This is a genomic window from Chryseobacterium sp. HNCC26DJ239, assembly GCF_057180445.1.
Genome location: NZ_JBXUGJ010000001.1, coordinates 314,747 through 340,583 on the forward strand (window position 1 = coordinate 314,747; position 25,837 = coordinate 340,583).

Below are 25,837 nucleotides of genomic sequence, written 5' to 3' on the forward strand. Positions count from 1 at the left end.
CGTTTAGTATTTATGAAGTAAAAAAATTTATAAGTTGAGTCGTTTTGCCAGTTCTTCATTTTCTGGCGTGTTTATTTTTTTCTTGAGTCTGTATTTTTTGCTTTCTACCGACTTTATTGAGGTATTGGTATACAAAGCAATTTCTTTTACGGTGTATTTCATGCTTAGATACATGCAGAATTTCACCTCAGAATCCGAAAGTTTGGGCAAGAAAGCCGTCAAATCTTTTATAAGTAGTGGGTTGTAATCTGAAAATTTCAAATAAAACGCATTTTCATTGTTTTTAGAAAGTTCTACCAACTCATACAAATCATCTGGTGAAAGAACATCTACAACGGGAGGAAATGAAACAGTTTCTACTTGTACTTCCGGCTTACTTCTTCGAAGTTTTTTAATTGAAAAATATAATAACACAAGCACCGCTAGAACAGACAAAACACTGATAATAAACATCTTTCTTTTTGTTTTTCCTTCTGCTTCCTTTTCTTTTGCGTTTACAAAATTGGTTGCTTCACGTTGTGTGCTTAGAATTGTATCGTTTGTCATTTTGTACTTCAACATATATTTAGCGGCAGATTGAAAATCTCCCAATTCGTTGTAAGAAGTATTTAACACTGGATAAATATTTCTTAAAAAACGGGTAGAATGGTACTTTTCAGAGATATGAATAATTTTATGGTAATATGTAAGCGCTTCATGTGGCTTTTTTTTGTTGGCAAGAATTAATCCTTGTATGTAATAGGGATAAACTTTGTAATATTCAACATTCGTAGAATCAAGATATTCTTTGGTTAAATCATTATAATATTGCGCTTTATCATAATCTTTATGATCTATAAAATATTCTGCCAAAAGATAGGTAGAACTTCCTTTTTTAAAATAATAATTGGCATCTCTATAAGCTTTATCAACATGCTCTAAAGTGTCTAAAGACTTCATCAACAGCTTCCTTAATTGCGGCTGATCTAGATTACTTGTAGCAAAAAATTTATTTTCTAAAAGACAATAATCCAGCATAATTTTTTGCGCGGGATGCTGCACAGATTGCGCAATTTTAAGCAGACGTGCATCTTCTTCCTGATAATTTTTACTATCATTAATTTCTTCAAAAAGTAAACCTTTGTAGTAAACCAAAACTCCCATATCGTAAGAGTTTTCTTTAAGTTTAGGCTCAAGATTATAAATAAGCTGAGCTAGTTTTACCAGTTTATACTGTCGATAATAAATTTGCAAACTGTCTACTTTAGCAGAATATTTTGTTCTAAAAGCAGAAACAGCTTTCTTTTGATCTTGCTTTGCTGTATTTTCGGCTTTCGAGGCATCGTTACAACTTATAATTAAAAAAATAATTACACTTATATAAATGCTAATCTTTTTAGCGAAACTAGTAGAGTTTAAAATCATATATTTTCTTTAACAAAAAGCACTTCCAACCTTATTAAGAAAACTTTATTTCTTTAAAATGAATGACCGAAGTGCGTATAAAAAACTACAAATACACAATTGACACATTAATTGCAATAATTCAAAATAAATTAATATCAAACAATAAATATTGCTTTTCATTAATTATTCAACTACTATAATTAATATTATCAAAATAAAAAAATTTTGATCGCGATAATTAAAGTTACAAAAAAAATAAACTTGAAAACTGTTTAATAATTAAGTTTATTTTTACCAATCATCAATCTTTTCCAAACCATAATTTGAGAAAATCATTATTCTATTGGAATAAAATAATTTTAATATTTAGATTTTTTTATTAAAATTCAAACAGAAATAATGACAGAATTAGGACTTATTTCTTCAGCAAAGATGTATGAAAACCGCAGCAAAAAGATAGTAACAGATCTGAAATGCAATTAAATAGCCGATAAATAGAAATGAAAAAAGCAGCATTTTAGGTTTAAAATTGCTAGACGCTTTAGCAATGAACTATCAAAATTTCCTAAAGCGTCTTCACAATTCCACTCAAAATTCAACATCTTGAGTCTCAATTTAAGAGGGTAAAACACATATCATACATCTGATTTCTAAAAATCTTTTTTTTGCTTTCTCGATGTTTTCTCATGCTCTTTGAAATAAAAAGTAGGGCTCGGAAAAGACAAAAATAATCACAGCCTAAATACCAAGATTCTATGAAAGCTTGAAATGGCAACGGAAGCTGTTTTTGGTTTTGAAGAAATTTTGGAAACGAGGAAAGTTCTAATCTTCGTTTTGAAATCTTGTATTTTTCTTAATGCAAAAACGTTTGTTTTTACAATTTGCGTATATGAAAAAGAGACGCACAGTACGAAACAACTAATAATAGATTTTATTAGAGGCACTTGTTTTTTTCTCATCATTTTGTTTTTATATTTTTTTTGATTGTTCTAGCTCATTATATTCTATTTTAATCAATTAATATTACGCTTTGATGTTTTGCACTTTCTTAAAATTACCTTCGCAGGTTATTTTTTTGATAGTGGACAAAATTAGCAACAACCCCAATAATACAATCATTTAGAAACCCTTGTTTACCCTCATTTTTACACTTGAGTGTCCTCAAACTACTTATTTTAACGAATTCAGGCAGTTCTTAGCACTAAGGTAATATGTATTATCTGAGAAAAATTTAAAATTATAGCAATTGTATACATTAAATATCTTAGAGATAATTGTTTTGTTTAAAAGCTATCACATTTTATTTATTAAAAAAAATACTTGTTTTATATATTGTATTATTTAAAATATTTAAACAAAAAACCGCATCATTTCTGATACGGTTTACAAGGTTAATGTAAGGTTGTTATATTAATTAATCTACGTGTTTTGGGGTAAACCCATCTTCACTTAGCTCTCTTTTTTTATAATCAGCTTTCATTTCAGCATCATAATCTATTGTTTCATTCTTACCCATTCTTCTTAGAACAGAGTCGAATAAAGAGTACACTACTGGTACAATAATCAAGGTAAGGAATAATGACGATGTAAGACCACCGATAATTACCCACGCCAAACCGTTGTTCATCTCCGCTCCTGCTCCTTTTGCTATCGCAATTGGAATCATCCCGAAGATCATCGCAATAGTCGTCATCAAGATCGGACGAAGACGTGCATGGTTTGCCTGAATTAAAGCATCATATGTACTTGCTCCTTCTGCTTTTCTCATGTTGGCAAAATCGACAATCATAATCGCGTTTTTCGCCACCAAACCAATCAACATAATCATCCCCAACATCGTAAAGATGTTTAATGAATTTCCTGTAATGGCAAGAATCAACATTACACCAATTAAAGCCAAAGGAATTGAGAACAATACCACAAAAGGATATACAAAAGAGTCGTACAATGATACCATTACCAGATAAACCAATACGATAGCTGCTGCTAAAGCAATTCCTAATGTGCCGAAACCTTCGGTTTGGTTCTCCATATCACCACTCCAAATGTAGCTTACTCCGGCAGGTTTTGTTTTTTCGTTTTCCATAAACATTGCCGCCCATTCATTAGCAACATCTCCTACAGGACGACCTACTACTTTAGATTTTACCTTTACAGAAGGAGCTTTATCTCTACGTTCTAGCAAACTTGGACCAGAACCCATTTTAACATCTGCAAACTGACTTAGTCTAATTTGCTCTCCTTGAGGATTTGTAAACATCAAGTTTCTTACATCTTCAATAGATTGTCTGTTGGCATCTCCGAAACGAATGTTGATATCGTACTCGTACTCTCCTGCCCTGAATTTTCCGTCTGTGTTTCCACTGAATGCAGTCTGCATCGTTTGTCCTACACTTGAAAGATTCAATCCCAGAGAAGCCATTTTATCTCTGTCGATATTTACCTGAACTTCCGGATTCCCTGAATCTGTTGACAATTCTGCGTCTACTGCTCCCGGAACTTTTTTAAGCAATTCTAAAATTCTGTTCGCTTCTTTATTTGCAGTTGCGTTATCTTGTGCAGTTACTACCAATTCGATTGGTGCATTATCTGCTCCCATCAAACCGATTGGTGCCGTTTTGAATTCAACGCCTGTGAATTTTTCTTCTAACGCTCTTTTAATTTTAGCTGATTTAATATCTGTACTTTCTGTACGTTCAGATTTATCCGTTAAGATTACCTGAATTTCTGATTGATACAAAGTAGCTTGAGCTCCTCCGAAACCAGAAGATTGTTGACCAACCGTCGTAATCATATTTACAACATCTTTGTCGTTTCTTAAGAATTTTTCAACTTCTAGAGTAACTTGGTTGGTTTTTTCAACAGAAGCGTCTTTTGGCAACTCCATCTGAACAAGGAACTGACCTCTATCCATCTTCGGGAAGAATTCTCCTCCGATGTAACCACCTCCCATTAATCCGATAGTTGTAACGATAAGTACAATGAATGTAAACACTACTGTTAATACTCTTCTAAGGGTTGTTTTCAGACACCATTCAAGAATTCCGCTAATCCAGTGTGTGAATTTATCCAACTGCTTTTCAAACCAAAGAATAAATTTCTCGAAAGGATTTTTACCTGTAAGATGTACCAGTTTTCCGAATCTTGAAGACAACCAAGGAATAATGGTAAATGAAGCCAATAATGATAACAAGGTAGCAATTACTACCGTTACACAGAACTGAGCCAAAATGTTTGATACCAAACCAGAACTCATCGCAATCGGCAAGAATACCACCACAATTACCATCGTAATCGCTGTTACCGTAAAGCCAATTTCTGAAGCACCATCATAAGCTGCACGAATTCTGCTTTTCCCCATCTCCATGTGACGGTACACGTTTTCCAAAACTACAATTGCATCATCCACAAGAATACCTACAACTAGCGAAAGTCCTAATAAACTCATCAAGTTGAGGGTGTACCCCATTAAATACATTCCAATTACCGTCGCAATCAAAGACATCGGGATAGAAACCATTACAATAAATGCGTTTCTGATATTGTGAAGGAATAATAACATTACCACCGCCACAAGAATAATCGCCAAGAATAAATCGAAGATTACGTGATCTGCTGCTTCTAGAGTAAAGTCTGTAGTATCATCCACAATATTTACTTCAAGCGCTTGAACTGCATAATTTTTTTCTACCTCACCAATTGTTTTCTTTATCAATTCTGAAACCGAAACAGCGTTCGCATCAGACTGCTTTTTTACCTGAAGTAAAATTGTTGGCAACTGGTTGTATCTCGCTACTTTCTCTACATCTTTTTGAGTATCGAAAACTGTAGCAATATCAGACAAACGTACTTGTGCTCCGTTGGTATTAGAAACCACAAGATTGTTCATCTCTTCTACATTTTTATATTTTCCAGAAAGTCTAATGGTAGACCTAGACGTTCTCGTTTTTAAAGCTCCTGTAGGAAAATCTAAGTTGGAAGACAAAATCGCCTGCTGAACATTGGCAATAGAAAGCCCATATCCCTGCATTTTCTTTTCATCTAAATTTACCTGAATTTCTCTTTCCTGACCTCCAACTAAATCTACTTGAGCCACCCCGTTTACACGAGAAAATACGGGTTCAATTTTTTTATCTAAAAGGTCATAAAGCTCTTTATTATTCAGTTTATCACTCGAAATACTCAAAGTCATGATAGGTAAATCATCCAAAGAGAATTTCTGTAAAGAAGGTGCATCTGCATCTTCCGGAAGGTCTGCTAAAATTGCATTTACCTTTCTTTGAGCATCATTCAATGCATAGTTTACATCCGCTCCAGGATTCAACTGAACCATGATTACAGATAAACTTTCGTAAGAAGAAGATTCTACTTTTTTTACGTTTTCCAAAGCACCAACGGCGTCTTCAATCTTTCGGGTTACCGAAGTTTCTACCTCACTTGGCGAAGCTCCCGGATATACCGTAGAAATGGTTACCATGTTGGTTTCAAACTTAGGAATCAACTCGTACCCCATCATGGAGTAGCTTAATAAACCACCCAGCGTAAGAATCGTAAAGAGTACGATTACCAGCGATGGTCTTTTAATGGATATTTCTGCTAACTTCATCTTCTGCTTACTTTACGATGTTGATTTTTGAACCGTTGTCTAGGTTAATTTGTCCACTGGTAATTACTTGCTCACCACCGTTTAATCCGCTAAGGATTTGAACTTTATCTCCGTAAACTTTTCCAGTTTGTACTTTAATTAATTTTGCAGTACCGTTACTTACGATAAACAATTGCCCAGAACTTACTCCGTTTACGAAAGCTTCTGCAGGTACGGTAAGCATATTTTGAGTTTCAGCACCATGATTGGTTTTGAAAATTGCTGTTGCATACATCCCTGCTTTTAGGTTTCCTCTGTTTTGAACCTCAATTTCTACTGGGAAATTTAGATTAGCATCACTTTTAGGAGCAATGAAGGTAATTCTTCCGCTGAAAGATTCGTCTGGTAAAACGTTTACGTTAATGGCAACTTCCTGTCCAAGAGAAATTTTTCCAACCTGGCTTTCGTCTACCAAAACTGAAAGTTTTAAAGAATTAATGTTTACAATTTCGAAAAGAGCCGTTCCCGGAGCAACTACCATTCCCGGTTCTACCATTTTTTTGTTGATAGTACCACTAATTCCTGCTCTTACGCTTGTATCATTCATTTTTACGCTTTGTGCTCTTACGGCAGCTTGAGCGTTTTTCAATTGCAATCTTGAGTTATCCAACTGTTGTTTTGTAACACCTCCTGTTTTGAAAGCATTTTCATAACGTTGGTTGTCCATAATTGCATTTTGCAAATTATTTTGAGCCTGAGTAACATCTACTTCGATGGCATCTCTTTTAATGGTTGCTAAAACTTGTCCAGCTCCTACTCTAGAACCTTCTTTCACCAAAACGCTTACAATACGCCCTGAAATTTCAGAAGATTGATTAGACTCTTGTTTTGGAATAAACGTTCCATTTGCAGAATAATCTGTATCGATATTTGTTCTTGATGCTGTTACAACATTTACGTTGATTTTATCAACCTGTTTTGCAACTTCTTTTACTTCAGTTTCCTGTTTCTTTTTATTGTCTGTAATTTTCCAAGCGGCTAAACCAACCAGTACAGCTGCTACAACGATATATATTAAAGTTTTTTTCATGTTCCTATGGGTTTTGTAAAGTATTGAGTTCTCCTTTAGCTTTTATTAATTTAATTTCCGCTTGTTTATAGTCTAATAAAGCATTGGCGTGGTTTTGTTTTGCCTGAGTTAAAGCATTATCTGCATCTAAAACTTCAGTAAGCGTCGCTAAACCGTAACGATAGTTTGATTCTGTATCTGCTCTCACTTTTTCGGCAAGAGTAACGTTGTTTTCCATGCTTTCGATGTTGATTAAAGCATTTTCCATATTGGTAATTGCATTTTTATAATCAAGATTTAAGGAAAGCTCAGTGTTTTCGATATCCAAATCTAAATCATCAATATCCATCTGTGCCTGTGCAATTTTAGATTTCGTAGAACCTCCTGTAAAAATTGGAATATTTACATTAAGACCTATCGCAGAATAGTCACTCCAAAGTACACCGTTATTCAAGCCGTTGGTTAAAGGAAATTTAGCACCAGTTGCGCCCCATCCATAATTTCCTACTAAACTTACAGTTGGATACAAATAAGCTTCTGTTGCTTTTTTGTTGTACTGCAGAAGCTCTCTGTTTTTCTCTAAAACTTTAATTTCTGAACGATTTTTAACATCTAAAGTAGAAGCTAATAATTCTGGTCTTGGCTGAATTTCCTTTTGTTCAAGCGTAATATCTGTCTCAATAGGAATTCCCATGTAGAATTTCAAAGCATTTTTAGAAAGCTCTAAACCGTTGATGATGGTTTGTTTGCTAGAACTTACGTTGGTTAAACGCACATCGGTTCTATCCAAATCGATTTTCTTTGCTAAACCGTTATCTACCAAACTTTTAATTACTTTTCTAACTTTTTCAGTGTTGGTAAAGCTTTCATTTATCGTTCTTAAATTTTCTTCCTGAACGAAAACCTGATAATAAGCGGTTGCTACATTTTCAATCAATTGTTCGTTGGTAAGCTGTGCATTAAGAATATAAAATTCTCTTGTAGATTTTGCCGCTTTTAAACCTGTGAAAACTCTTTGGTCGAAAATCGCTTGCTGAACCTGTACGGAAGCAGAAGAGTTCCAAGGTTGACCCAATTGCGCTCTGATTTTTTGGCCGCCAAACTCCAGCAAAGACTCCTGAATAATAGGATTGTAGGTAAGACCTGCCGTTGCAGTAACCTGTGGTAAAGCACTTGCTCTTGCTTCATCTATTTTAGCTTCCGCTTTTTTTATCTGTAGACTTGCTTTTTTAGCCTCCGCTTTGTTTTGAAGCGCCTGCTTAATGGCTTCTTGCAAAGAAATCTGCTGTTGTGCAAAAACAGATGTAGAGCCGAAAATCATAAATGCTGCAGCTATTCCTAGTCTTAGCTTTTTAGCAGATATTATTTTTCTTTTCATAAATATAATTACTTCGTTAATTTTTCTGTTTATATTCCTAATAGTTTTTATTCCTAAAAGACGATTGGTTTTCCGTTTTACTTTAAAGAATTTTTATTTTTTAAATAACATGTTGAGGATAATCTCTTTGCGGTCGGCAATAAGACGGTCAAATTCTTTATCATCAATCATCATATTTTCTTTAAATAGTGGTCTTACCGCACTCGGAAAAACCAGAAGGGAAATCATATTAAAAATGAACTGTACTGGTTCCATTTTTTCTATAGTTCCCGCTTCCATTTCCGCTTCGATGTCTTTATAGAATTTTTTAAGTTGTTCCTGAGAGATTTCTCTTTCTTGGCAATTCCCTTTATTAATTTGCGAAACGATATAAGTTTCTAAATAAGGGTACTTAAGACTTGTCTGAAGACTATTAGTGATGAATTTGGTAATTTTTTCTTTGAAAGCAAGATCAGAATCCATAATAAGCTCCGACTTTTGCTTTTCTACTTTCTGAGCGTCTTGAAAAATAATCTGCAACAGATTATCACGCGACCTGAAGTAGTAATTTATAAGCGTTCTATTGACACCTGCCTCATCTGCAATCTCCTGCGTAGTAGCGTCAAACCTTCCCTGCACGAAGAAAAGTTTCTTAGCAGTTTCTTTTATCAGCTCTTGCGTCTGGTCTTTTTTTTGTTTGATTTGACATTTTTGTTAAACAATTTTGTGCAAATATATATCAATCATTTGTTTTGACAAAATTGTTAAACAAAAAAATTAAAATGATAATAATCAGTTTACATAAAAAAATAACGGGCAAAAACATCGTTTCTGCCCGGACCATAGTATAAACTGTTAAAAAACCTTTTACAACAATCTAACTTTATCTTCCAAAATATCAATTACTTTGTCTTTATAAAGACCGCCGATTGCTTTTTTGAAGTTCTTTTTACTCATTTGTACCTCATCTTTAATTTCTTCTGGTGTAGATTTGTCTGAAAGATAAAGTAAACCGTAATTTTCTTCTAGCTTGTTAAGAATTTTCTGCTTGAATTCGTCGATATTTTCAAAACCTTGTGGTTGTAGAGAAACATCAATTTTGCCGTCTTCTCTAATTTCTTTAATGTAGCCACTTTCTTCCGATAAAGGATATAGTTTTTTGAAAACATCTGAAGCATAAATCAATCCGATATATTTTTTGTTGATGACTACGTTCCAGCCTAGTTCGCTTTCATTCATCATGATTAAATCTACTTTATCGCCTTTCTGAAAAGGCAAATCTGTATATTGCGGATTTCTTTTAAACTTCGTTGTACCGGTAATCAATTGATGTTCATCATCAATGTATAAATAAACCAAATATCTCTTCCCTTCAACAATTTTTGTTTTCTGTTGTTTGTATGGGATAAAAAGGTCTTTAATAATTCCCCAATCCATAAAAGCTCCACTTGGAAGGCTTTCCACACAAGTCATTACCGCAAACTCACCTACTTCCGCCAAAGGAATTTCTGTGGTTGCTTTCAATTTATTATCGTCTTGATAAATGAACGCCTCTACTTCGTCTCCAACTTCTTTCTCTTCCTGAATGAATACTTTTGGTAAAAATGCTTTCCATTCGGTATCATCTACCAACATCCAGCCTGAACTATTTTTTTCTGAAATTTTTAAAGTTTGAGTTCTTCCGATTTTCATTAATGATCAAATTAGTCTACAAAGGTAAGGAAATAAGTTGGAGGGTTTTAGAATTGTTGAATTTTAGCATTGAAAAACCTTTGCTAAGGCTAAATCAAAACTAATAATCAGCTAAAAAATTCACTAAAATCCAGATTCATAACTCTGTAAAATTATTGTGAAGTTTTGAAATTAAATTTTAAGCATAAAAAAACCGCTGCCCTTCAACAACGGTTTTCTATATTAAGAATTGGCTACAAACTCTCTCAATTGTCTTTTGGTACTTTCAAAATCAAAAGCTTCACCCACGACAAAGTATTTTTGCTTGTCTACACATCTTGAGAATAAAGTTTTCGCTAAAGTAAGTCGATTTTTATCAAAACTTAAATCTTTCACCATTATACTGATTTGGTCTGAAGTAAACATGGCATGACGAGCTTGTTGAGCAATAAAAGTAATTTTCTTATCATCGAACCACGCTTCATTTTTCATCTGAGCCAAAAACTGTGTAAAAGTTTGAGGATCCATTACGTTGGGATAATTTATGTAACCATTTCCCATTGAGCCTCCGTTTCCGTAAGGATTATTCCACACATCGTTCCAATTATCAAAACCGTAATAACCATTTTGAATTGGATATGAATCTAAAAGATACAAGCCTTCATTGCTGAAAAAATCTAATACCAATCTGCTGTTATTTCTCACATTTAATGTGGTTTTATACATCAAAAAACCATTATTGTAAATAGAGATAGGAATTCTTCCTGAAGGCAAATCAAAAAATCTATATCTTCCAGAATTATTTGAAATCACTTGATCTGCAAGTTCAACACTAAAATATCCTTGTTCCGGAATTCTCAGAAAAACTTCAGAATATCCATAGTTTTGATTCCATTGATAGTTCGGAGTTCCAGGTCTTCTCCTTTGATTATTTTGACTGTTCTGATTGTTTTGACCATTCGGATTTCTAAATCCCCAAGAATTATTTCCAGCCCCATTTCTATCTGAATTTTGTTTTTTTACATTTGCAGATTCCATTTCACTTTTTGAAGCTTCATTTTTCAGAAGCTCTCCTGCTTTTCCTGCTTCTTGTGCAAAAGAAGCAATACTACCGAAAAGCATCAAACCAATAAATATATTTTTCATAACAAAAATTTTATTTATGAACCTCTATTTTCATGCCATAAATAGGGGATTTTATCAAAATTAAAAATAAAATTTAATCCATTTAACTTACATTAAAATTACGAATCAAAGTGATTTTTAAACAAAAAAAAGAGAAGCCGAAACTTCTCTTTTATAAAATACCAATATTTGGTTTTTCTACTTTTTATTACACGTGAAGTGCTCTTTTCCCTGTAGCATCCAAAGCAGCTTCTTTAATCGCTTCTGCATACGTTGGGTGAGCGTGAGAACTTCTTGCGATATCTTCTGCACTTGCACGGAATTCCATAGCAATAACCCCTTCAGCAACCAAATCTGCCGCTCTCGCTCCTATCATGTGGAAACCTAAAACCTCATCGGTTTTTTCGTCTGCAATAATTTTCACCAAACCATCGATATCCCCACTTGCACGGCTTCTTCCTAAAGCTCTCATTGGGAAAGTTCCTACTTTGTAAGCAACACCTTCTTCTTTCAATTGCTCTTCAGTTTTACCAACACCTGCAACTTCTGGCCAAGTGTACACAACACCAGGAATTAAGTTATAATTGATGTGTGGTTTTTGCCCTGCTAAAGTTTCAGCAACGAAAACTCCTTCTTCTTCAGCTTTGTGAGCCAACATTGCGCCTTTAATTACATCACCAATTGCATAAATGTTTGCAACATTGGTTTGTAGGTGGTCGTTAGTTTTAATTCTTCCTCTTTCGTCTAATTCTACTCCTGCTTTTTCAAGACCAAGACCATCTGTATAAGGTCTTCTTCCGACAGAAACTAGACAGTAATCTCCTTCAACAACTACTTCTTCTCCTTTTTTATCTTTAGCTGTGATTTTTACAGAATCTCCGTTTCTTTCCACTGCAGAAACAGCTGTAGAAAGCATGAACTTCATCCCTTGCTTTTTAAGAACTTTTTGAAGCTCTTTGCTTAGAGCGCCATCCATTGTAGGGATAATTTTATCCATAAACTCAACAACAGTAACTTGAGCTCCTAATCTTAGATAAACTGAACCTAATTCTAGCCCAATTACACCCCCTCCAATTACTACTAAATGCTTAGGAATTTCTTTTAAATTTAAAGCTTCAGTAGAAGTAATTACTCTTTCTTTATCTAAAGTAATGAAAGGCAAAGAAGATGGTTTAGAACCAGTTGCAATAATAGTATATTTAGAATCGATAAGTTCTGTAGAACCATCGTTTTTTGTTACTTTAATCTGAGTTGCAGATTCGAAGCTACCAACACCTTCAAAAACAGTGATTTTGTTTTTGTCCATCAAAAACTGAATACCTTTAGTAGTTTGGTCTACTACTTCATTTTTTCTGGCAACCATTCTAGCAATATCCGCTTGTGGCTCGTTGATGATAATCCCATGGTTTTCGAAATTATGTTTTGCGTTTTCGAAATGTTCAGAACTGTCTAAAAGCGCTTTTGAAGGAATACATCCTACGTTAAGACAAGTTCCGCCTAAAGTAGAATATTTTTCAATAATTGCTGTTTTGAAACCTAGCTGTGCTGCACGAATAGCCGCTACATACCCTCCAGGACCGGAACCGATTACGGTAACATCGAATTGACTCATTGTATATTGTTATTTATTATTATCTGAAGATTAATTCTTACAAATTTACAGATTAATTGGCATTCGGGAAAGTGAGTTTTGTCAAGTTTTTATTAAGCGAGAAGATAGAAGTTGGATGATGGAAGTTTACGTTATTGAGAATGCATTTTATTAGGCTAAATCTTCCTGCGCCTTGCTTCGGGCTTCCAACTAATGTAAATCAAGATTCAAGTTTCCTTCTCCAAAAACTTCCTTATCCCCAAAAAATTCTCCTCCACAAACATACCACGGAAGATTTTCCAAATATTCTACGGCATTTTCGGGCTTCATTTCTGCAACTTCTTTCTTGGCAATTATTCCTTTGAACCATCTATTTTGTTCGGTTGAATTTGAATTTTCAACAGAATATTTAAGCCAGATTCTTTGGCACAATCTACATTGGATAATGCTTACTTCAGCATTTCTACCATCGGTAGAATCTGTTCCAACAATTGAAGTTCTATATTCTGACTCCACTAAATCGTGTTTTTCGCAAGCACAACCTAATTTTGGAAGTTTTTTCATGATTTTTTTGTTTGAATTTTAAAGTTTCAAAAGTAAGGAAATATAAAAAATCAAGGGATAAGAATTCCGTCACTTATCCAATCAAACTTAAGAAGAAAGAAACCTACCGAAAATACAGACAACGATAAGAGTTTCAATATAATTTTCACCGATCTATTTTTTCATTACATCCAACAAAACTCTTTCATAAGTATCCAAAATTATTTCTTTAGAAAATCTAGATTTTATGGAGTTTTTAATAGATTCTGCGTTGTAATCTCTATGGATAAGCGTAAGTATTTTTTGAGAAAAATCTTCGTAATTTTCGATATCGGCAATCTCACCATTGGTGTTATGCTGAATAATTTCATTAATCCCTCCCGGACAATTATTGGCTAAAGAATAAGTTCCGCAAGCACCGGCTTCAAGCAAAACATTAGGAAAACCTTCGTAACGTGACGACAAAATAAAAAGGTCTGCAAACTTTAAAAACTGATACGGATTCTCTTGTCTTCCATGAAAAACGACGTTATGCAAACCAAGAAAATCCTTCATTTGGTGAAGCATTTCTCTGTCTTTACCGTCTCCTAAAATATGGAGTATAATTTTTTCATTTTTAAGCCTCGAAAAGACTTTCAAAAGGTTATCGAACCCTTTTCTGGCAGAAAGATTACCAATTGCGACTACGTTTTTGTAATTCAGTTTAAAACTTTCGGGTTTGTGAGCGGTATGTAGTTTAGCTTCAATAAAATCAAAATCTACAGGATTGTTAATTTTTATAATTTTCTCTTTTTTAATCCCGAAACTTTGGATTAAATCCCTTTGCATATCATCGCTTTGCGCAATAATCTGTTGATAATTATTGTAAAAATGGTAGAAAAATTTGATTTCTTTTCGGGTAACGTGTTGGGAAACAACATTGGTTTCTCTTGCTATAAATTTTGTAGAAGGAAAAAGCTTTATAAACAACGATAAATACGCATTTACTTCACCAAATCCCGAAAAAACGATGTCTGGTTTTCGCTTATAAATTTCTTTTAAAATAGGTTTAAGCGAATGTCTGATTCTTTCGGTATCAATATCGATAATTTCTACATCTTTTCTGAGGATATTTAAGTAGCCACCTTGTTTACGAAGAAGCAAAATCTTAGGTTCAAAACGATCTCTAGAGAGATGATTTGCAATGGTGGTAACGATTCTTTCTGCACCTCCGGTTTCCAAATCCGGCAGAATAAATATGACAGAAATTTTCTTGTTCATAATAAAAAAACCTTACCCTAAAATTGGATAAGGCTGTATTTTCTAGTTAGCAACGTCGCTGATGAATTTAATTCTCAACATTCTTACTTCTTCATCAGACAATTCGTCTCCGAACTCATCAAGAAGTACTTTCATACTGTCGCTTTCGGATTCGTTCATAAATTCCATGAAACCGTCTACAATATCTTCATCAAAATTATCTTCAATGTAATAATCGATATTAAGTTTTGTACCTTGGTAAACGATACGTTCCATTTCTTTCAAAAGCTCGTCCATTGATAGATTTTTTGCTCTTGCAATATCTTCAAGGTCAATTTTTTTATCGGTACTTTGGATGATGAAAACTTTGTGGCTCGATTTGTTTGCCACCTGTTTAATCACCATATCCTGGGTTCGCTCAATGTTGTTTTCTTCAACATAAGCTTTGATAAAATCGGCAAATTCTTTCCCGTATTTTTTTGCTTTACCTTCGCCTACACCGTAGATTTTGGCAATTTCATCCAAAGAAATAGGATATTGCACCGTCATATCTTCCAAGCTTGGATCCATGAAAACCGTATAAGGCGGAATTCCATGTTTTTTAGCAACTTTCTTACGAAGCTCTTTTAGCTGATTGAAAAGATTCTGATCCAATCCGCCACCACTTTGCATTTGTACTTGGTCGCTTTCTGCCTTGGTTTGAGAAAGGTCGAATTCACGGTCTTCGGCAATAATAAATGAATGTTCAAGTTCTCCACTTAAAACTTTCTTACCTTTTTCAGAAATTTTTAAAACACCGTACGTTTCAATATCTTTTTGAAGAAAATTCTGTACAGTTGCCTGTCTAATGATGGTTTTCCAGTAATTTTCTTTTTCTTCTTTTCCAAAACCGAAATGATCCGTTTGTTCCAATTTATACGACTTCGTAACCGCATTTTCTTTCCCAACAATCGTCGAAATCAAGTCTTTTGCTTTGAATTTTTCTCCTGTATCTTTTATCAGTTCTAAAACTTTCTTCAAATCGTCGGTTGCATCCTTCAATTTTGGAGGGTTTGATGAATTGTCGCACATTTTTGCCCCATCTCCTTTTTCAGGATCAAAACTTTCTCCGAAATAATAAAGAATATATTGTCTTCTGCTCATTGAAGTTTCGGCATAACCTACAACTTCATTCAGCAACTGAAGACCAATTTCTCTTTCAGACACTGGTTTTTGAGCTAAGAATTTCTCAAGTTTTTCAATATCTTTTGGATCATAGAACGCCAAACAATGACCTTCACCACCGTCTCTTCCTGCTCTACCCGTTTCCTGGTAATAGCTTTCCAAAGATTTAGGGAAATCGTAATGAATTACAAAACGTACATCCGGTTTATCGATTCCCATTCCAAAAGCGATGGTTGCTACAATTACATCTACCTCTTCCATCAAGAATTTATCCTGATTGGCTACACGTATTTTTTGGTCTAAACCAGCGTGATAAGGCAATGCGTTAATTCCGTTTACCTGAAGAAGTTGGGCAAATTCTTCCACTTTTCTTCGGCTTAAACAATAAACGATTCCAGATTTGCCTTTATGTTGATTGATAAATTTTACAATTTCTTTATCAACATTCACTTTTGGGCGTACTTCGTAGTAAAGATTGGGTCTGTTGAAACTTTCTTTATACACCACCGCAGAAGTCATTCCCAAAGTTTTTTGGATATCATCCTGTACTTTCGGTGTAGCGGTTGCAGTAAGTGCAATTACTGGTACGTCTGCAATTTTATCAATTATAAATTTCAAATTTCTATATTCCGGACGGAAATCGTGTCCCCATTCAGAAATACAGTGCGCTTCATCAATTGCAAAGAAAGAAATCTTTACATCTTTGAAAAATTCGAGATAATCTTCTTTAATTAACGATTCTGGTGCTACATAAAGCAGTTTGGTTTTACCTCCTTTAATATCATCAAAGACCTTTTTGGTCTGCGTTTTATTGAGTGAAGAATTCAAAACGTGGGCTACTCCGTCATCTGAAGAAAGACCGTTTACCGCATCTACTTGATTTTTCATCAAAGCAATTAGCGGAGATACAACGATTGCTGTACCTTCAGATATCAATGCTGGAAGTTGGTAGCAAAGAGATTTACCACCACCTGTAGGCATGAGTACAAACACATCCTTTCCTTCTAGAAGGTCTCCTATGATCTGCTCTTGCTGACCTTTGAAAGTAGAAAACCCAAAATATTTTTTTAATTCGCCCGATAAATTGGCTTTTTTTGCGCTCATCTAATTTTGTATTGTTAAATTTGCATCTATCCCAAAGTTACAAAAATTTTGCTTAAAATAAAAGCGAGCGAATTTATTAAAATTATATTTATAGTGAATACAAATTGGCTTGGGATCTTTTTTTTCACAAGAAATTAAATACAAAAAATGCAGGCAACCGATATTATTTCAACCGCAAAAAAAACTCTTGAAATAGAAATTTCTGAACTACAGAAGCTTAAGAACAGAATCGACAACAATTTTGTAAAAGCTGTGGAAACCATACATGCCGCAACCGGAAAATTAATTATTGTAGGCATAGGAAAATCTGCACACATTGCCAATAAAATGGTCGCTACATTAAACTCTACCGGTACTCCTTCTCAATTTTTACATGCTTCCGAGGCAATTCATGGGGATTTGGGTGTGATTCAGAAACAGGATGTCGTATTATGTATTTCAAATTCTGGAAACTCTCCGGAAATTGTAAGCATTGTTCCTTATTTGAAGGATTATTCTTCGTGCCTAATTGGAATGACGGGAAATAAAAACAGTAAATTGGCAGAGTTTTCAGACATTATTTTAGATACTTTTGTGGAAGTTGAAGCATGCCCTATTCAATTGGCGCCAACAAGTTCTACCACGGTTCAGATTGCATTGGGAGATGCTTTAGCTGTAAGTTTAATGGAATTAAAAGACTTTAAAGCAAATGATTTTGCTAAATTTCATCCCGGTGGAAGTTTAGGAAAAAATTTAATTTCTAAAGTTGATGATTTCCTTTCTTCACAAAAACCTCAGGTTTCTGAAAACGACAGTGTAAAAGACGTAATTATCTCCATCAGCAGTTCCAGACACGGAATTACGGTTGTGACTGAAGAAAACAACATTATCGGCGTAATTACCGACGGAGATTTGCGTAGAATGCTTCTAAAAGGTGATGATATTTCTAAAGTTTTAGCCAAAGATATTATGTCTTCCCATCCGAAAACCGTTGAAAAAACAGCTTTAGCAAAAGAAGCGATGAAAATCCTGAAAGACAACAACATCGGACAATTAATTGTAACCGAAAACGGAAAATATTTCGGAATTATCGATTTGCATAAACTGTTGGATGAAGGGATTAATTAGATTGCGGTTAAGGTTAAGGTTAAGGTTAAGGTTAAGGTTAAGGTTGAAGTTAATACCACATTTCTAAATCTTCAATTATAAATTTTGAATCCTAAACATTAAACCATAAATTTGAACTCTTAAAAAAAATTCTGTGAGTGAAGGGAAAGACATGTCTTTTTGGGGACACATTGGCGAACTGAGAGCGCATCTCATTCGTTCTATTATTGCGATCATCATTGCGGCATTTATTATCGGTTATAATATTGAATGGATTATGGACCACGTATTTTTTGGTCCCACAAGAAACGATTTTCCAACCTTTAGAGTAGCCAATCATTTTTCTAGAATGATTTTAGGAGAAGACAGCATTACTCTTCCAAAAGACTTTCCGGTGCGTGTGCAAAGATTGTATCAGCAATTTAATGTAATGATGGCAGTTTCTATTTTTGGCGGAATTGTAGCTGCTTTTCCTTATATTGTATGGGAACTTTGGAGATTTATCAGCCCAGCTTTACATCCTAAAGAAAGAAAAAATTCAATTTTCATCATCAATTCTGTGTGGATGTTGTTTATGGCAGGAGTTCTTTGCGGATATTATTTAATTTTACCTTTCGCAGTAAACTTTGGAGTAATTTTTAAAATTTCAAATATTATTGTCCCGCTTTATGATTTAAGCGACTATACTACTTTATTTTTACAGGTAGTTTTAGGAATGGGAGTGGTATTTTTATTCCCTATCTTAATTTATTTCCTTACTTCCATTGGGATCTTAACCCCAACATTCATGCGTACCTATCGCCGTCACGCCATCGTTTTAATTATGGTAGTTGCTGCTATTATTACACCTGCAGACGTTTTAAGTATGATGATGGCTGCATTACCGCTATTATTCCTTTACGAATTTAGCATTCTTGCATCCTCTTACACGTATAAAAAAGTACAAAAGAGAAACGAAAATCTCCCTGTACAGAGCTAAAAAATTCTTATAAAATTATATTGAAGCAGTTTTACATCGTAAAGCTGCTTTTTTATTTTCTTCACGGCTGTTACTTTCAGCAATAATTAACGACTAACAAAAATTAATTCTATTTTTGAAATACAAAATATCCGTTATGAAAAAACTTACTTTCTCGCTTCTTTTCGCCTCTTCAATCGCTTTCGGGCAGTTTTTTGAGCACGATAAGAAATTCACCAAAGAAGATACTTTAAAGGGTTCAAACACTTCATACAGAAACTTTTGGGATGTAAAAAAATACGACCTTTCTGTAGAACCTGATTTCGATTCTAAAAGTATAAAAGGAAATAATAAAATCACTTTTGAAATTACAAAAGACATTTTAAACCCCGTATTTCAGGTTGATTTACAAAAACCTATGAAAGCCGATAAAGTGGAATGTAGCTTCCCAACAATTGACGGCTTTAAGCAAGAAGGCGATTTTATATTCATTTCAGCTAAAAAAAGTTTCAAAAAGGGAGAAAAATACACCATCAACATTATGTATTCTGGAAAACCTACAATTGCTAAAAACGCTCCTTGGGACGGCGGTTGGGTTTTTAAAAAAGACAAAAACGGCAATCCGTGGATGAGCGTTGCCGATGAAGGAATTGGCGCATCAATCTGGCTTCCAACAAAAGACATTTGGAGCGATGAACCTGATAACGGAATCACCATGAAAATCATTACCGCCAACGATTTGGTAGGTATTGGAAACGGAAAACTCATCAGCAAAAAAGCTGAAGGCAGCAAAACCGCTTACACTTGGGAAGTAAAAAACCCAATTAACGCCTACTCTATCATCCCGAACATCGGTAAATATGTGAATTTTAATGAAGTTTATGAAGGCGAAAAAGGAAAATTAGATTTAGATTATTGGGTAATCGACTATAATTTAGACAAAGCTAAAAAGCAATTTACGCAGGTAAAACCAATGATGAAAGCATTTGAATTTTGGTTCGGACCTTATCCTTTTTATGAAGATTCTTACAAATTGGTAGAATCTCCTTATTTGGGAATGGAACACCAAAGTAATGTTGCGTATGGAAATAAATTTGAGAACGGGTATTTGGGAAGTGATCTTTCCGGAACGGGTGTTGGTCTAAACTGGGATTACATCATTATTCACGAAAGCGGGCACGAATGGTTTGCCAATAATATTACAGCGAAAGATCAGGCAGATATGTGGGTTCACGAAGGTTTTACCATGTATTCTGAAGTACTTTTCACTGAAAAATTCATGGATAAAAAATCCGCAGATATTTATGCACAAGGAATACAAAGATCGGTTCAAAATGATGCTCCGATTATCGGGAAATACGGCGTTCGAAACGAAGGAAGTGGCGATATGTATCCGAAAGGAGCAAGTATGCTTCACACCATTCGACAAGTGATTGATAATGACGAAAAATTCAGACAGATTTTAAGAGGAATCAACAAAGATTTTTATCATCAAACGGTAACAACAGAGCAGATTGAGAAATACATCTCAGACAAAGCCGGAATCGATTTCTCTACTGTTTTCGACCAATATCTTAGAACAACAAAAGTACCTGTCTTAGAATATTCTCAAAAAGGAAAAGAATTGAAATTCAAATATTCTAACGCAGTTAAAAACTTCCAGCTTCCAGTAAAAATCGATGGAAAATGGTTAAAACCAACCGAAAATTGGCAAACAGTACAATTACAATCTGAAGAACCGGTAGAGTTTAATAAAAACTATTACGTTTATTTTAAAGAAGTGAGGTAGATTAAGGTTAAGGTTAAGGTTAAGCTAAATATATAGTTTTAGTTTTAAAGCATTTCTAAAATAATTTTTGTAACAAAATCAATTTTAAAACAACTATTTAATCAAAATAATAAATCCGAATGAAAAAAATTGCAATAAGCTTAGGTCTTTTATCGGCTTTCGTATTGAATGCCCAATCGATAAAGACACAAATAGATTTAGTAAACGTAAAAGACGACAAAATAAATGTAAGCCTAGAATTTCCTAAAATGAAATCGGGCGACGTAAAGTTCCACTTCCCAAAAACCGTTCCAGGAACGTATTCTGTGGATGATTACGGAAGATTTGTGGAAGGTATTAAATTTTTAGACAACAAAGGAAAAGAACTGGCTTTCACAAAGGTGAATGACAATTCTTACACCTTAAAAAACGCTCAAAATTTAAGCAAAATTACGTATCAAGTAAACGACAGTTTTGATGACGAAATGGTGAACACAGCGCACAAAGCTGTTTTCTCGCCTTCTGGGACAGACATTGAAGAAGGGAAAATTTATTTAATCAACACTCATGGTTTTGTAGGCTACATCGATAATATGCAAGATGTTCCGTATCAACTTATCGTAAAAAAACCAAAAGATTTCTACGGAACAACCGCTTTGGTAGATCAAGATAAATCTGAAGACACGGACACCTTTACATTAGCCAACTACGCCAAACTTACAGATTCTCCTTTAATGTACACAAAGCCAGACTACATCACCTTCAATGCAGGAGGAATGGATTTGGTTTTAGGCGTTTACTCACCAACAGGAAAATATAAAGCAGCAGATTTTAAAGAAAATCTTGAAAAAATGGTAGTGGCGCAAAAGAAATTCTTGGGCGACATGAATACCAATAAAAAATACGCCATCATGCTGTATCTTGCAGGCGCAGATGGGCCTCAAATAAAAGGTTTTGGAGCTTTGGAACATCACGAATCTACAAGTGTTGTTTTACCAGAAATGATGCCAAAAGAAGCCATCGACCAAACCATTACAGATGTGGTTTCTCACGAGTTTTTCCATACGGTAAACCCACTGAAAACACATTCAGAAGAAATTCATTATTTCGATTATGCAGATCCTAAAATGTCTCAGCATTTATGGATGTATGAAGGGGGGACTGAATATTTTGCTAATCTTTTCCAAATTCAGGAAGGTTTAATTTCTAGAGATGAATTTTTAAAAAGAATTGGTGATAAAATTGCGAATTCTAAAAGCTACAACGACACCATGCCTTTCACGGTTATGAGTAAAAACATTCTGAAAGAAGAATATAAAGACCAGTACAGAAACGTGTACGAAAAAGGTGCTTTGCTTACAATGTGTCTAGATATTGAGCTTAGAAAATTATCTAATGGTGAAATGGGATACCGCGACATGATTAGAAAACTGTCGCAAAGATTTGGGGAAAACAAACCTTTTAAAGACGACAAATTAATTGATGAATTGGTAGAAATTACGGGATATCCACAAATAAGAGATTTTTACAATAAATATATTGCAGGAAGCCAACCAACACCTTACGAACAATATCTAAATATGGTAGGTGTGGAAATTCAGAAGCAAGAAACTCCGCCTATTTTTTGGTTTGTAAAAGACCCACAACAAACGGGCTACAACGATAAAAACAACACTTTTATCTTTGATGAAAGCACAGCGCTTTCTCCTTTCGGAAAATCTATTGGTTTTAAAGCAACAGATGAAGTCTATGCTTTAGACGGAAAAACCATTAATATTCAGAACATACAAGAGTTTATTGAGTATGCAAAATCGATTAAAGAAGGGCAAAACGTAACCGTAACCATCCAAAGAAACAACAACGGAAAATCTGAAAAAATAGACCTAAAAGGAAAAGCTATTTTGGATAAAATGACTGTTGAAACTTTAGGATTTAAAGCCAATCCTACTGCTGCAGAAAAGAAACTTCAAGACCAGTGGATTACCGGAAAAAAATAATTATTTAATTTCCCATAAAAAACGAAACCCAACCTTTTTGAAGGTTGGGTTTTTGTTTGTTTTATAGATGATAAAATCTTTGATAAATATTTTTTTTTATAGCGGGAATTTCAACAGGGTTTTCTTTGCTGATTTTGCAAGCCCGACGAAAATTTGGTTATTATATGTAATATTTTAATTCGGATTGAACTGAATATTGAAACGCTTTAAATAATCCTCTATTGGTTCCAGTCCCATTTCTTTTCTTCTTTCGTTCACAGTTTCAGGATTTTCTAATTTATACAATTTACCATTTTTTATTTGTGAACCATATATTTGGGGGTTTCCTTCGTCCATTAACATCCTATCTTTCATCAATGCGTATTGTTGTTTAGATAAGTCTCCATTTTTAACCGCTTTTTCTACATAAGGAAAATACTTTATTCTGATTTCTTTAGTACTATGTTGCAGTCCCAACCAGATAGCATCCATTCCTCGTTGCCCCACCTCCTTTAATGTTGGCATACCACACTTTTCAATAATGCTAATCACTAATTCCTGATTCCTATGATCTTCTTTAGCATATTTGATGAGTTCATTTGATTTTCTAATCCTTTGGTCACTTTCAAAAACTTCGCTCAAGATTTGAAGTTTTTTGCTGCAATCGACTTCAATAATATCTACTGAACCTACGTAGACAAATTTATCCCTATTCATATAAAGGAATATTGATATCACTAAAACAAGAGCGGTTAATATACTGAATAATATTTTTTTCATTTCTATTTTTGTTTTATACTCACATAACATCCATCTTCACGCACTGCGTAAAGTCATTGGATTGAGGCGTTGCTTCAATCCAAACAAAATTTTGTCTAAAACTAATGAAATAAAAAATAATGGCAAATTAATTTTATTACAACAACCCCGTCTTAATTTTCTCTGAAAAATAATCCACCCCTCCAAAGGAGGGGAATTTTGAGTATAATTTTGAGTTAACTTGGTTGTTTTATTTTTGAAGGTCGGGTTCAATTGGGGTTTGCGGATTGTAAATTTGCGGCATCGGGGTTTAATGCAGGAATTCTGGTTGCTAAGCTTTTCGAAGTAAAGCCCGCTTTTTGAGAATGCGATTAGCTGTAGTTTTTTCTTTTTAAGGTATTTGTTAGAAATTTTATTAGCCAAATAAATGAAATCAAAATAACGCTTAAAATCAAGTTAATTATAATATATTTTGGTTCAGCTCTACTTTGAAAAATATTTGTATCCAATTGTAAATCTATTGTTATTGCACTTGTAGGAAAACCAAGCCGTATTCTGTACCATTTTTCTATATCGTCAATTTTGCCTTTCGATTTTATTATAATGTCATTTGTTTTGGTAGATTTTGTAAAATTGTCATAAGTCCATAAATTATCTTGATACGCATTTTCATAAATCGTAAATTTTGGAAAAAATAAAAATAGTGTTACTATAATAATTGCTAAATTTTTCATTTATCCTTTCGATAGAGCACATTTGTAAGCTTGTTTTCTACTAAAGTGAATGCCACGGATTGTAAATTTGCGACATTGGGCTTTTTATTATTGGCTTTGAAAGCATATTTAAAACTTGGTTATTAGCTGAAAGCAAAGTTTACTATTTAGTTGTCTCTGCCGTATAAAATTGCTACGCCATTATTATTTTGCCCAATATAAAACAAAGCTTTTCGAAATTCATCGATTGCATTTGGTTCTACAATTATCTCAAATTGAATTTTGTACTTTTCTTCATCTCTTACGTGTTTTTCTGTTTCCATTATTATTTGAACACCAATATGAGAAATTGAATCTGGAGGATAAAATTTTATTGAAAAATAAGAATCATTCCATTCTTTTGTTCCTAATTCAAAAAAAATTAAATCATTAATATTTTTAGGAAAGTCTGTTAATTTATTAGAGAAATCAATTAATAATTCATTTTTAGCAAAAACATTTGTTTCACCCATAAAATAACAGTTAGAACCAACAATTTCTAAAAATAATGTTCCATCAACATATTCAGTTTCAATTTTCAAAAATGATTTTAGAGTCATATTGTCACAATTTTGGTTTTGCTTTCAGCTAACTTTCATCTTCACGCATAGCATAAAGTCGTTGGATTGCCTCTTTTAATCAATCCAAAATATATTTGTCTAAAACTAATGAAATAAAAAATAATGGCAAATTAAATTTATTACAACCACCCCGTCTTAATTTTCTCTGAAAATTAAGAAACCCCTCCAAAGGAGAGGAATTTAAAATATTGTTTTGAGTTAGCTCGGTTGTTTTATTTTTGAAGGTCGGGTTCAATCGGGTTATTATTCTTTTTGAAACCTTCTTTTGCGTTTTTCTCCATTTCTCTAAAGACTTGATTGGGGTCTGAAATCTCTCTTCCATCCGAAGTTTTAGTTCTAAAAACCACTTTATTGGTATCTGAATTTTTCGACATCATTTCACGCATATTTTTTGTAGGGTCATTCACGTAGGCTTTCCAAACTTTTCGAAACTGGTCTTCGGTTACTTCAATTTCGTTTCCTCCAAACCCGTAAACACGCATGTTTGAAGGGATATTCAAATCCTTTTCTTCGGTTGGATTATTTATTTTTTTATTCCCGGTTAAAGTCATGATGTGCGAACCGGTTGTATCTTCAATTTTCACAATCAAACCTGGCAAACCATAGAATTTATACGGTCCATCTTGAAAAGGAATCTCCTGTGTAAACCAAGCAATCCAATCTCTTCCGCCAAAACTTGTGGTGGCTTTTTGGGTATTGTACTCTCCTATTTTCTGTTTTTCGCTGCTAATTTTCCATTCCGGTCTAGAATCTTCGGCAATTTTATAACGGTCGCTTGAAATCTTTCGATACAGAAAAGTGGTGTAATCCGGATAACTTTTAGTTACCTTAAAATTAATTTGTCCGGGTTTATCTGTTCGTTTAATATTGATGCTTCCCGGAGTCATTTGCATTTGCTTTTCGATGTCTGCTCTTTGGGTAGAATCTGCCACAAAACTTGCATGGCTAAAGTAAGAAGAACCTTTTGCGTTAATATCCAAAACCATCAAATCCGACTTTACATCTTCTCTATTGTTGCTATCCGGAATGTATTTGTAATCGTAAAAGAAGCGGTTGGTTTGTGCTTGCAACGCCAAAATCCCAAGAACAAAACCTAAGGTTAGTATTTTTTTCATGTTTAAAA

At 34.0% G+C, this 25,837-nt stretch carries 19 protein-coding genes; 4 read left to right on the forward strand and 15 right to left on the reverse strand.

Features of this window, described 5'->3' with window-relative positions:
- Window positions 1–27 precede the first annotated feature (27 nt).
- From AC2A1D_RS01530 to recQ, 11 genes are all read right to left on the reverse strand, one after another.
- Window positions 28–1,404, reverse strand: a complete 1,377-nt coding sequence (locus AC2A1D_RS01530; protein ID WP_484041905.1) for a hypothetical protein — start codon at window positions 1,402–1,404, stop codon at window positions 28–30.
- 1,396 nt (window positions 1,405–2,800) lie between these two features.
- Window positions 2,801–5,992 (reverse strand): efflux RND transporter permease subunit, encoded by a 3,192-nt coding sequence (locus tag AC2A1D_RS01535; RefSeq protein WP_484041906.1) that lies wholly within the window; start codon window positions 5,990–5,992, stop codon window positions 2,801–2,803.
- Between the two features lie 7 nt (window positions 5,993–5,999).
- Window positions 6,000–7,061: an efflux RND transporter periplasmic adaptor subunit gene (locus AC2A1D_RS01540; RefSeq protein ID WP_484041907.1), complete on the reverse strand. Its 1,062-nt coding sequence runs from the start codon at window positions 7,059–7,061 to the stop codon at window positions 6,000–6,002.
- 4 nt (window positions 7,062–7,065) lie between these two features.
- Complete coding sequence (locus tag AC2A1D_RS01545) at window positions 7,066–8,418, reverse strand: TolC family protein (protein WP_484041908.1); 1,353 nt, start codon at window positions 8,416–8,418, stop codon at window positions 7,066–7,068.
- Between the two features lie 93 nt (window positions 8,419–8,511).
- A complete protein-coding gene (locus tag AC2A1D_RS01550) occupies window positions 8,512–9,036 on the reverse strand; it encodes a TetR/AcrR family transcriptional regulator (RefSeq protein ID WP_484041909.1) in 525 nt (174 codons plus the stop codon).
- A 228-nt stretch (window positions 9,037–9,264) separates the two neighbouring features.
- Entirely contained in the window at window positions 9,265–10,089 is an 825-nt protein-coding gene (locus tag AC2A1D_RS01555) for a CvfB family protein (RefSeq protein WP_484041910.1), read from the reverse strand.
- 222 nt (window positions 10,090–10,311) lie between these two features.
- Complete coding sequence (locus AC2A1D_RS01560; RefSeq protein WP_484041911.1) at window positions 10,312–11,214, reverse strand: proline and serine-rich protein 1 family protein; 903 nt, start codon at window positions 11,212–11,214, stop codon at window positions 10,312–10,314.
- A 187-nt stretch (window positions 11,215–11,401) separates the two neighbouring features.
- Window positions 11,402–12,805: a dihydrolipoyl dehydrogenase gene (gene lpdA, locus AC2A1D_RS01565; protein ID WP_484041912.1), complete on the reverse strand. Its 1,404-nt coding sequence runs from the start codon at window positions 12,803–12,805 to the stop codon at window positions 11,402–11,404.
- A gap of 189 nt (window positions 12,806–12,994) precedes the next feature.
- Entirely contained in the window at window positions 12,995–13,348 is a 354-nt protein-coding gene (locus AC2A1D_RS01570; RefSeq protein ID WP_484041913.1) for a hypothetical protein, read from the reverse strand.
- Between the two features lie 153 nt (window positions 13,349–13,501).
- A complete protein-coding gene (locus tag AC2A1D_RS01575; RefSeq protein ID WP_484041914.1) occupies window positions 13,502–14,587 on the reverse strand; it encodes a glycosyltransferase in 1,086 nt (361 codons plus the stop codon).
- Between the two features lie 42 nt (window positions 14,588–14,629).
- On the reverse strand, window positions 14,630–16,834 hold the full coding sequence (gene recQ, locus AC2A1D_RS01580; RefSeq protein ID WP_484041915.1) for a DNA helicase RecQ: 2,205 nt from the start codon (window positions 16,832–16,834) through the stop codon (window positions 14,630–14,632).
- A 147-nt stretch (window positions 16,835–16,981) separates the two neighbouring features.
- On the opposite strand from recQ, the gene AC2A1D_RS01585 reads away from it, so the two are divergent.
- The 4 genes from AC2A1D_RS01585 to AC2A1D_RS01600 all read left to right on the forward strand — a co-directional run bounded on the left by AC2A1D_RS01585 (window position 16,982) and on the right by AC2A1D_RS01600 (window position 22,643).
- On the forward strand, window positions 16,982–17,941 hold the full coding sequence (locus AC2A1D_RS01585; protein WP_484041916.1) for a KpsF/GutQ family sugar-phosphate isomerase: 960 nt from the start codon (window positions 16,982–16,984) through the stop codon (window positions 17,939–17,941).
- A gap of 133 nt (window positions 17,942–18,074) precedes the next feature.
- A complete protein-coding gene (gene tatC / locus AC2A1D_RS01590; RefSeq protein WP_484041917.1) occupies window positions 18,075–18,899 on the forward strand; it encodes a twin-arginine translocase subunit TatC in 825 nt (274 codons plus the stop codon).
- A 136-nt stretch (window positions 18,900–19,035) separates the two neighbouring features.
- Window positions 19,036–20,667 carry a M1 family metallopeptidase gene (locus AC2A1D_RS01595; protein ID WP_484041918.1) on the forward strand — a complete coding sequence of 544 codons (1,632 nt, stop codon included), beginning with the start codon at window positions 19,036–19,038 and terminating at the stop codon, window positions 20,665–20,667.
- Window positions 20,668–20,786: 119 nt separating this feature from the next.
- Window positions 20,787–22,643 (forward strand): M61 family metallopeptidase, encoded by a 1,857-nt coding sequence (locus AC2A1D_RS01600; protein ID WP_484041919.1) that lies wholly within the window; start codon window positions 20,787–20,789, stop codon window positions 22,641–22,643.
- A 174-nt stretch (window positions 22,644–22,817) separates the two neighbouring features.
- Here the strand turns inward: AC2A1D_RS01600 and AC2A1D_RS01605 are convergent, their stop codons facing one another.
- From AC2A1D_RS01605 to AC2A1D_RS01620, 4 genes are all read right to left on the reverse strand, one after another.
- Complete coding sequence (locus AC2A1D_RS01605) at window positions 22,818–23,402, reverse strand: DUF6624 domain-containing protein (protein ID WP_484041920.1); 585 nt, start codon at window positions 23,400–23,402, stop codon at window positions 22,818–22,820.
- Window positions 23,403–23,752: 350 nt separating this feature from the next.
- Window positions 23,753–24,115, reverse strand: a complete 363-nt coding sequence (locus AC2A1D_RS01610; RefSeq protein WP_484041921.1) for a hypothetical protein — start codon at window positions 24,113–24,115, stop codon at window positions 23,753–23,755.
- Between the two features lie 146 nt (window positions 24,116–24,261).
- Window positions 24,262–24,675 carry a hypothetical protein gene (locus AC2A1D_RS01615; protein WP_484041922.1) on the reverse strand — a complete coding sequence of 138 codons (414 nt, stop codon included), beginning with the start codon at window positions 24,673–24,675 and terminating at the stop codon, window positions 24,262–24,264.
- Between the two features lie 251 nt (window positions 24,676–24,926).
- Window positions 24,927–25,829: a GLPGLI family protein gene (locus AC2A1D_RS01620; protein WP_484041923.1), complete on the reverse strand. Its 903-nt coding sequence runs from the start codon at window positions 25,827–25,829 to the stop codon at window positions 24,927–24,929.
- Window positions 25,830–25,837 lie beyond the last annotated feature (8 nt).

What these genes read in the sequence shown, in the direction of transcription:
- AC2A1D_RS01535 (WP_484041906.1), bottom strand. Translation starts at nt 5,992, where the DNA reads ATGAAGTTAGCAGAAATATCCATTAAAAGACCATCGCTGGTAATCGTA.
- AC2A1D_RS01555 (WP_484041910.1), bottom strand. Translation starts at nt 10,089, where the DNA reads ATGAAAATCGGAAGAACTCAAACTTTAAAAATTTCAGAAAAAAATAGT.
- AC2A1D_RS01575 (WP_484041914.1), bottom strand. Translation starts at nt 14,587, where the DNA reads ATGAACAAGAAAATTTCTGTCATATTTATTCTGCCGGATTTGGAAACC.
- AC2A1D_RS01560 (WP_484041911.1), bottom strand. Translation starts at nt 11,214, where the DNA reads ATGAAAAATATATTTATTGGTTTGATGCTTTTCGGTAGTATTGCTTCT.
- lpdA (WP_484041912.1), bottom strand. Translation starts at nt 12,805, where the DNA reads ATGAGTCAATTCGATGTTACCGTAATCGGTTCCGGTCCTGGAGGGTAT.
- AC2A1D_RS01605 (WP_484041920.1), bottom strand. Translation starts at nt 23,402, where the DNA reads ATGAAAAAAATATTATTCAGTATATTAACCGCTCTTGTTTTAGTGATA.
- AC2A1D_RS01540 (WP_484041907.1), bottom strand. Translation starts at nt 7,061, where the DNA reads ATGAAAAAAACTTTAATATATATCGTTGTAGCAGCTGTACTGGTTGGT.
- AC2A1D_RS01585 (WP_484041916.1), top strand. Translation starts at nt 16,982, where the DNA reads ATGCAGGCAACCGATATTATTTCAACCGCAAAAAAAACTCTTGAAATA.
- AC2A1D_RS01545 (WP_484041908.1), bottom strand. Translation starts at nt 8,418, where the DNA reads ATGAAAAGAAAAATAATATCTGCTAAAAAGCTAAGACTAGGAATAGCT.
- AC2A1D_RS01570 (WP_484041913.1), bottom strand. Translation starts at nt 13,348, where the DNA reads ATGAAAAAACTTCCAAAATTAGGTTGTGCTTGCGAAAAACACGATTTA.
- AC2A1D_RS01620 (WP_484041923.1), bottom strand. Translation starts at nt 25,829, where the DNA reads ATGAAAAAAATACTAACCTTAGGTTTTGTTCTTGGGATTTTGGCGTTG.
- recQ (WP_484041915.1), bottom strand. Translation starts at nt 16,834, where the DNA reads ATGAGCGCAAAAAAAGCCAATTTATCGGGCGAATTAAAAAAATATTTT.
- AC2A1D_RS01530 (WP_484041905.1), bottom strand. Translation starts at nt 1,404, where the DNA reads ATGATTTTAAACTCTACTAGTTTCGCTAAAAAGATTAGCATTTATATA.
- AC2A1D_RS01610 (WP_484041921.1), bottom strand. Translation starts at nt 24,115, where the DNA reads ATGAAAAATTTAGCAATTATTATAGTAACACTATTTTTATTTTTTCCA.
- AC2A1D_RS01600 (WP_484041919.1), top strand. Translation starts at nt 20,787, where the DNA reads ATGAAAAAAATTGCAATAAGCTTAGGTCTTTTATCGGCTTTCGTATTG.
- AC2A1D_RS01595 (WP_484041918.1), top strand. Translation starts at nt 19,036, where the DNA reads ATGAAAAAACTTACTTTCTCGCTTCTTTTCGCCTCTTCAATCGCTTTC.